The organism is Streptomyces sp. A012304 (assembly GCF_026008495.1).
Classification (GTDB): domain Bacteria; phylum Actinomycetota; class Actinomycetes; order Streptomycetales; family Streptomycetaceae; genus Streptomyces.
This window is the reverse complement of record NZ_BQUN01000185.1, coordinates 1-287: the sequence shown is the minus strand read 5'-3', so window position 1 is coordinate 287 and position 287 is coordinate 1. Positions and strand designations below refer to the sequence as shown.

At 62.7% G+C, this 287-nt stretch carries 1 protein-coding gene; it reads right to left on the bottom strand.

The genetic code is table 11. The annotated features are described in order from the left end of the window. A partial coding sequence (locus ALMP_RS37770) for an alpha-amylase family glycosyl hydrolase (RefSeq protein ID WP_264936499.1) occupies positions 1-287 on the bottom strand: 287 nt, incomplete at both ends.

Here is a 287-nt window from a genome sequence, read left to right as displayed (position 1 = left end):
ATCTCCTCCTGCACGGCCGGGTTCTCGTAGTTGAGGTCCGGCTGGTGGGAGAAGAAACGGTGGAAGAAGTACTGCTTGCGGACGGGGTCGAAGGTCCAGTTGGAGGCCTCGGTGTCGACGAAGATGATGCGGGCGTCGGCGTACTGCTTGTCGTCGTCGGCCCACATGTAGTAGTCGCCGTAGGGGCCTTCCGGGTCTCTTCTGGACTCCTGGAACCACGGGTGCTGGTCGCTGGTGTGGTTCATGACGAAGTCGATGATGACGCGCATGCCGCGCTGGTGGGCGGC